Raw genomic sequence first — 1,199 nt, 5'->3', positions numbered from 1 at the left:
ACGGTGACTTTGGTCGCTGGTTGAAAGCACTGAACAAGATTCCAGAAGGCTCCCCAGATCAAGTTGATATCAAGAACTCTGTAACCATCAGCAACGATACGCCTTTCCATGAAGGCGAACTGAAAAAGCTAGAAAACTTACTGCGTACTTTCCACCCTTGGCGCAAAGGTCCATACACGGTGCACGGCATTCATATCGATACCGAGTGGCGTAGCGACTGGAAATGGGATCGCGTACTTCCACACATTTCTCCACTGAAAAATCGCAGCGTGCTCGATGTGGGTTGTGGCAATGGTTACCACATGTGGCGCATGTTAGGCGAAGGTGCTCGTCTTTGCGTGGGTATCGACCCGTCTCACCTGTTCCTGATCCAGTTTGAAGCAATTCGCAAACTCATGGGCGGTGACCAACGTGCGCACCTACTGCCGCTGGGTATTGAGCAACTGCCTAAACTGGAAGCGTTCGATACCGTGTTCAGCATGGGTGTTCTCTACCACCGTCGTTCTCCACTTGACCATTTGATTCAACTAAAAGATCAGTTGGTTTCTGGTGGTGAGTTGGTATTGGAAACCTTGGTAATCGAAGGCGATGAAAACGCTGTACTTGTGCCGACCTCACGCTACGCTCAAATGCGCAATGTGTACTTCTTCCCGTCTGCGAAAGCACTAAAAGTGTGGCTAGAACTGGTTGGTTTTGAAGATGTTCATATTGTTGATGAGAACGTGACTTCAGTTGATGAGCAACGCACAACAGATTGGATGACACACAACTCTCTACCAGATTACTTAGATCCAAACGATCCAAGCAAAACAGTGGAAGGCTACCCGGCACCACGCCGCGCTGTGCTGGTAGCACGTAAGCCATAATTAACTGAGATTTCTGACATTGTCTTAACTCTTTCCTGCCATTAAGACATTACCCTCTCTTCTATTCTCATCAAGGGTGCGCTTTGCATCCTTGATTATTAGCTTTTCATCACTATTCCTCACTCAATAAGAGATAGAGAAAGATTCTTACTTGTGAGGCTTTATCGATATAAGCTAAACTCTTAAAAAACAAACAACTTAATCCAATCCCAAGGTTTTCAATGTTAATACGATTGACTCCGGTTGTTGCCATCGCCTTATTATCTGGATGCACACTTACCAAAGGCGAACAGTACCACCAAGAAACGTTAGCCGCTATTCAAGCTTCAGAAG

At 46.1% G+C, this 1,199-nt stretch carries 1 protein-coding gene and 1 pseudogene; both read left to right on the top strand.

Annotated features, from left to right (window positions below; all coding sequences use genetic code 11):
• Positions 1-866 (top strand): tRNA 5-methoxyuridine(34)/uridine 5-oxyacetic acid(34) synthase CmoB (gene cmoB, locus R7Z78_RS24505; protein ID WP_169643813.1); only part of this gene is annotated, 866 nt, incomplete at its 5' end.
• A gap of 221 nt (positions 867-1,087) precedes the next feature.
• Positions 1,088-1,199 (top strand): annotated as a pseudogene (locus R7Z78_RS24500) (ATP-dependent Zn protease); the annotation flags it as partial.

The sequence above is a fragment of the Vibrio sp. 1167 genome (genome assembly GCF_033340375.1).
Lineage (GTDB): Bacteria > Pseudomonadota > Gammaproteobacteria > Enterobacterales > Vibrionaceae > Vibrio > Vibrio alginolyticus.
The sequence above is the reverse complement of the archived record's forward strand: the minus strand, read 5'-3'. Positions and strand labels throughout refer to the sequence as shown.